The organism is Citrobacter sp. MGH 55 (assembly GCF_016906145.1).
In the GTDB taxonomy this organism is placed as follows: Bacteria; Pseudomonadota; Gammaproteobacteria; order Enterobacterales; family Enterobacteriaceae; genus Citrobacter_A; species Citrobacter_A amalonaticus.
Genome location: NZ_CP070239.1, coordinates 4770062 through 4776399, shown reverse-complemented (window position 1 = coordinate 4776399; position 6338 = coordinate 4770062). Strand labels below are relative to the sequence as shown.

General features: G+C 48.6%; 3 protein-coding genes. All 3 read right to left on the bottom strand.

What is annotated here, in order from left to right; genetic code table 11:
• The 3 genes from JTI98_RS19960 to JTI98_RS19950 all read right to left on the bottom strand — a co-directional run bounded on the left by JTI98_RS19960 (position 1) and on the right by JTI98_RS19950 (position 6215).
• A complete protein-coding gene (locus JTI98_RS19960) occupies positions 1-1578 on the bottom strand; it encodes a PglL family O-oligosaccharyltransferase (protein WP_216081716.1) in 1578 nt (525 codons plus the stop codon).
• A 242-nt stretch (positions 1579-1820) separates the two neighbouring features.
• Positions 1821-3500 (bottom strand): ShlB/FhaC/HecB family hemolysin secretion/activation protein, encoded by a 1680-nt coding sequence (locus tag JTI98_RS19955; RefSeq protein WP_216081715.1) that lies wholly within the window; start codon positions 3498-3500, stop codon positions 1821-1823.
• A gap of 99 nt (positions 3501-3599) precedes the next feature.
• Complete coding sequence (locus tag JTI98_RS19950) at positions 3600-6215, bottom strand: filamentous hemagglutinin N-terminal domain-containing protein (RefSeq protein ID WP_252869605.1); 2616 nt, start codon at positions 6213-6215, stop codon at positions 3600-3602.
• Positions 6216-6338 lie beyond the last annotated feature (123 nt).

Below are 6338 nucleotides of genomic sequence, written 5' to 3'. Positions count from 1 at the left end.
TTACTCACCCGGATTAAAGCGATCATCCCATGGCATTAAGCGATGAGCCCGCAGCCTTAGCGCCAGCGCCTCTTCCCGCTTTTGCAGAAACATCAGAATATTAATCTGGTCGCTCCAGGCATCTTCTTCCATATGCATTGTGATCCACTCGGCATTCTCCTGAGCAAATAAATCTAGCTCATTAATATTACCGCTTTGATTAAAATGCATCAGATGTAAGCGGGAGAGATCCCGCTGCCAGCGTATTTGCATCAGCCAGGGCACGGATAATTGACGAATACTTTCCGGTGGTTCAAGTCGGCCCGTTTCGAATTCTCCCAGTGTCACACTGGCGCGAAAGAGTTGCATTGACAGCACAATACCGTACAGTGCGGTTGCGGCCAGGGCTGGACGCAGATATTTTACCGGCAAGGTGAACGTGGATTTACGGCTTTCAGTTGCACCCATTAGTAGCAGGATGAGAAAAAAGTGCGCAACGGAGTAATAAAGAGGAAACTCGACCTGAGTGTGTAACAAAATCGGTAGGGTGGTTAACAGCGTCACCCACTGCCACAAGCTTTTTGGGCGGCGGAATAAAATAATCCAACCCCATAAAAGAATCAACCCGCCCAGGAGGGCGACAATTCCGCCTTCCGCCTGAATAAATAACGTCTCATTATGTGGATGCTGCATCATTTCCCGGCCAGGATTCTCGAAAGGAAGATCGGCCATAAAATTTTGATACACCGATTCAAACATGCCTAAGCCAATCCCTTTCCAGGGATGCGTCATGATAAGGCGCACGGTGTATTCCAGCGTCAGGAGTCGTTGCTGATTTGACCCTTCATGAGCCAACGAATGTAATACGGAACCCTGGAGCAAAACCGAACCCAACAGACCACCGATGAACGGTAAGAAAATAATCGCAAGGCGTTGGCAACCCGTGGTTCTGTCACGCCAACATTGTTGACAGAAAAGAAGCGATGCGCAGGCAATTCCGCACAGACCGCCCAGCCAGCCAATTCGGGAACGACATAGTACCAGCGTCGCAGAGATGAGGATAATTGCAAAACAGATTGCGAACCTCCGCGCAGTTTCCGCGCGAAACGATTTAAGCGTTCGCTGCCTGTCCGCCATCAACACCAGCAGAAGAGATAAACCTGTCGCCAGAAATGTGGCGGTGACATTACGCTGTTGAAAAATACCCGGTGCGCCACCGGAATAATTTTCAGCCAGTGCGTTAAGCGGGAAGGGAAGCCATTGTGGGCACCAGAAACCCATCAGAGAATAAACGGTTTCAATGCAAGCTGCCGCAGCGATCATATAGCTCAGAGCAACAATTTCTTTTTCCCGCGGTGGGTACTGAAGTAAGGTGAGATAGGTAAACACGCCTCCCCAGATCCCTGTTAGTCGAGGAAGGGCGATGGCGAGTCCCTGGTCAGGTGACCAGAAGACGGGTAACGTAAATGCTATCGCACTGAGAAGCAGGCATAAAAACGTGGGTGTCAGACGTATTTTATCCGCTTGCAGCGACAGCCAGACGATCAGCGCCTGAAGCAAAATCGCAGCCCACGACAGCAGGTTCATCGGTAAATTCATGCCGTAATCGCCGCCGTTTGGCCAGGGAATATGAATCAGCACTAACCAGTAAAAACTGAGCAGGAAGTATAAAAAAAGCTGCACAAGGCGGGAGGAAGTGAAGGTTTCCCCAGATTTGCAAAACGCGAGCATTCGGGCGGGCATAATATTCTTGAGTGGGTAAATCGATATTGTATTTACCCACTCAAGATGGCGCTATTTAAGTCCTGTCCATTCTAAGACTGATCCATTCAGGCATCGATTTAATATTGCCACTGCACTGAAAAACCAAGTGTAAACGGACTGGTCTGCATATCATCAGGTTTTATCACCGGAACGCCGGCGAAAAGATCATAGCCAACGTTGCCTTTAACACCTCGCACACCGGCAACCGCACCGGCGATGCGCGTGCCGCTCCAGTAATCATTTTTCGAACCGCTGACTTCCCCGTAATCAAAGCCAACATAGGGCTGCATTCCCCATTTGGGGAGATTCAGGTTAATGTCGTTACGCAGATACCAGCCCTTATCAGCATAAATGGAGGATTCACCGTCGAAGCCACGTACCGTCCAGCGGTTACCGATGGTAAATTTATCCGGCTGCGTCAGTTTATCCGGTGACGTTTGTTGCATGAAATGTGGCTCATAGCTCATCGACAGATCGCCAGCTTTAAACGGAAATGTGCCGTCGACGCTCAGGGTAATAATGCGCGCCAGGGGATCGGCACTACCTACCATTTCTTCGGCATCGGCTTGTTCGCCAAACCAGTGCGCGGCATGTTGATATCCCAGTCGGGAGGTGAGTTGCCCAAAGGGCAGATAAGCTAAATGTTCCAGGTTGAGTTGCCAGCTGCTGGTGTCCCGGCGCTGTACTTCCACTTCAACATCGTTGAGGTCATAGTGTGAATCACGTTTAATGCCTTTCAAACCCAGCGTTGTTTTTTGGCTGGCGCTGCGGTAGATAACGCGTTTGATTTCTGCAGTCAGTAATGTTTCACTGCTGCTGTACTGATAGTGGTAATCACCGCTATGGATTGTCTGAACCGTGCGATATTTACTGCCATAGAGTTCAAGCAGCCAGTAGCCCCACGGGACGGAGTAGAAGGCGGAAGTGTTGTCGTTGCGACGTCCATACTCATTTTTAAAACCGCCGCCATAAGCAACATAAAAAATGTCATTCAGCGTCGTGGGGTTATTAAGGTAAAAGGCCAGACCGCCTTCATAACGCCCCGTTTTTTTACTTCCGGCGTCATCCATCCACGTCCCCAGACGCCATGCTTTATTCTGGCTGCGACTGACTTCTACGCGAGTATCGCCAGGATGTTCACCGGGAACAAGATGAATACTTGCCTGCGATCCGGGAATACGCTGCAAATTTTCCAGTCCCTGTTCCAGACCGCGTAAATCAAGAACGTCGCCTTCAGCTTCCGGGAAATTATTCCAGCGATGAACGGTGCGGCCTTCCTGATTTTGTAACAGCCATTCACTGATACGACCGGGCAAAATTCGCAGGGTTAATGTTCCCTCTTTTAAATTTTGGTCTGGAACTAACACCCGGCTGGTAATATATCCATGGGAGATTAACCGATTCTGGACGGCTTTATGCAGGGCTGTGATCCCCTGTATTCCGATGCAATGCTTTTCAACCTGGCGAATAAGATCGTTAAAGGTTAGCCAGTGGGGCAGGGCGACCGTTTTGTCGATAACTACGTGTTTCATGTCATAGCAGACGGATTCTTTGGGCAGGATCAGCGTATCGCTATCCTGTACATTTTCTGCCGTGAGCAAGGTCTTACTTTGAGGAGCAAGCTGATTATGCCTTGCCTGATCCTGTTGTTGACTGGTGGCACCTTGGCCTGAGACGGGCTCAGCTTCCACGATGCCAGGGTGTATCGCGAACAGTGAGAAAAGAATGAGACTGAGGCTGGTACGATAAACAATCATGATATTTAACTCTTCCCTGTAGGTACTGAACCTCAGAAGCATTTCTAAATTAAATTAATAAAGCCCCATAACTTCATGGGGCTTTGGAACTAAAATATATTAAATCCCAGTACAGATAACATAACCGCCAGGATAATAGATGATATCTACCACGACGTAGCCATAATACATGTCACCTGGCTTATAAACGACGCCATTTTCCCAGACACCGTTCCCTGCAGGTGTTCCATTAGGCTGTACCTCGGTGTTATCACCGTTATTGGTCGAACCACCATTATCGGTATTATTGTTGTCAGGGGTATTTGCGCCATCATCCTGATTAGCCGAACCCGTTTCATTAATAACGCCCATGTTAGTGACGTAACCCGTGGTATAAACGTGATCGCCCGTAATTTTACCGGTGCTTTCGTTGAACATACCGTTAGACGTATTCAGCTTAACATCACCGGTGCTGGAGATATTGCCGCCGTTGTTCAGATAATTAGTGGTCAGCGTAATGCCGTTTTCCGCGCTCAGCGTACCGCTATTTATCAACGTCACGCGATCCATCTGGGCATTCAATTGATTACCAGCGGCAATGGTACCGTTGTTATAAGAGGTGCTCTGTGAATAACCGTAGCTTCCCATCACATTGAGGTTGATATCATGCGCGGCACGGATATCACCGGTATTGTTCAGGTTGCTCATCACAAACAGGCTAGCATCTTCCCCTGCCTGAATAACGCTTCCTGCGTCAGTCATCAGAGAAGAGGTTGTGATGTAGATGTTATGGCCAGCATTCATGTTGCCATGCATCAGGTTATAGACATTGTTGGCGTTAACGTTGATGTCATTGTTACTGGAGATCGTACCGCTGTTAGCAAGATCGGACAGTTGCAGGTTCATTTGATTAGCATTGATCGCACCGCTGTTATTAAACACGCTGCTATTCATCTGCAGATTCAAATTACCGTTGGCGGTAATAGAGCCACTGTTCTGAGCTGGGCCACCGTAGCTGCCCCAACCATTGGAACCGATGGTTAATGACATATCCTGTCCCGCAGCGAGAGTCCCTGCGTTCTGGAAGGTATTTGTCACCGTCATATCAAGGTTGTGACCCGCCTCCAGCTTGCTGGCAAGATCAGAATAATAAGACGAACCATACATGAAGATATCATTGCCGGCAGAAATCGTGCCGGACATGTTATCCAGTGCGCCATTAATAGAAACGGAACCGTCGCTATGAATCGTGCCGTTATGGTTAGAGAGCATGTTATTGCCGCTTACCTGCAACTGGCTGTCACGTCCCTGAGTCTGAATAACGCCGTTATCATTATTCAACATGGAGGCGTTAATCATATTCCAGCCATTACCTGCAGAAATAACCCCATTATTGTTGGTCAGCGTATCGACGTTAACACTCATCGAGCCGTTGCTTGCCAGGCTGCCAGACGTATTGTCCAGATTTGCTGAGTTCACGGTCAACGAGCCTTTAGCATTGATACGACCGTTTGTATTATTGACGCCGGTCGCTCCCCAGGAGTTATAGCTGTTAGAAGAGCGAGCGATGCTCAGGGCGCCTTCGCTGGTGATTTCGCCTTGGGTGTTATTCAGCGAATCCGCCATGATGGTGGTCTGCTGGTTTCCCTGAATCTTGCCATGGGTGTTTACTGTGTTTTTACCAGACAAATCAACATAATTGCCTTTGATTTGACCATTGCTGTTGTCCAGTAATTCGTCGGCAGAAACGGAAACCATCCCATCAGACGTGATCTGGCCATTATGGTTCAGAACAGATGACCCCATTACGGCAGTGGAGTTTTTACCGCTAATATGGCCGCCGTTGTTTTCAATCACGCCATCAACATTGAGAGACAAGGTATCCGTCGCGGTCAGGTCTGCGTGATCAATACGCACGCCGACGCCGCTGTCTGTCCCTTCCATGTATATTTTATTGGCATACATGGAACCCAGCGCAGATACATCCAGCGCGACATCCGGGCTGGTACTGGCGTCATATTTTTTCTGTACGCGACCATTCTTATCAATACGGTTATTACCGGTAATGATGTTCAGCTCATTCGCCTGCAGCTTAGCATTGACCTTCACGGAGCGAGCGATAATGTCGGTGTACTGAGTGGAGCGGGTGTCCATACCTTTACCGGTAATAGACACCTGGCCTTTGCTGACGTCCAGTCCGGTTACGTTGCCCTGATTATCGTAGGTGGCGGTACCCGTGGTGAGCGTAGCGTGGTTGGTGTTAATAAAACCGCAACCGTCGCAGGTAATACCTGATGGGTTAGCAATAATGACCTGAGCAGACTGACCGGCGACTTCGATCATGCCGTTAAGCTGGCTCGGATCGGAGGAGCGCACTTCGTTAAGAATCACTTTTGCGCTGCCGTTCGCCATATTAGCGTTGCCATCAATCTGGCCGGCTAACTGCGTATTCGAATTGCTGCTACTGTTGTTCAGAATAACGCCGTTGCTGTCTACGTTGAACTCAGAATAAACGTTATGTGAAACGCCACCCGCACTGGCTTTATTAATATCAACAACGGTAGTGCCATTTGCGTTGGTATGAATACCCGGTTGGTTAGTATTACCTGCTACAACCGCAGCGTGAGCTGGCATAATCATTCCAAGCGCAAGCATCGTTGCAAAGCAGGTCGGAGCCAGCTTTGCGTGTAAAACCTGGCGATGATTGCGCACGATATTAATATTTTTGCTTTTCATTTACAGATCCTTGTATTTCCTTGAACATAAGTTCCCCATTTCATTGGTGAAAAATGGGGGGGGTATGAAATCATGCGATCTCTTTAATCCTGAAAAGGACTTGTAACGATTCGTTTTTTTTTA

Bases quoted from the DNA above. Each gene is read 5' to 3' on its own strand.
- JTI98_RS19960 (WP_216081716.1), bottom strand. From the start codon at position 1,578: ATGAATTTACCGATGAACCTGCTGTCGTGGGCTGCGATTTTGCTTCAG.
- JTI98_RS19955 (WP_216081715.1), bottom strand. From the start codon at position 3,500: ATGATTGTTTATCGTACCAGCCTCAGTCTCATTCTTTTCTCACTGTTC.
- JTI98_RS19950 (WP_252869605.1), bottom strand. From the start codon at position 6,215: ATGAAAAGCAAAAATATTAATATCGTGCGCAATCATCGCCAGGTTTTA.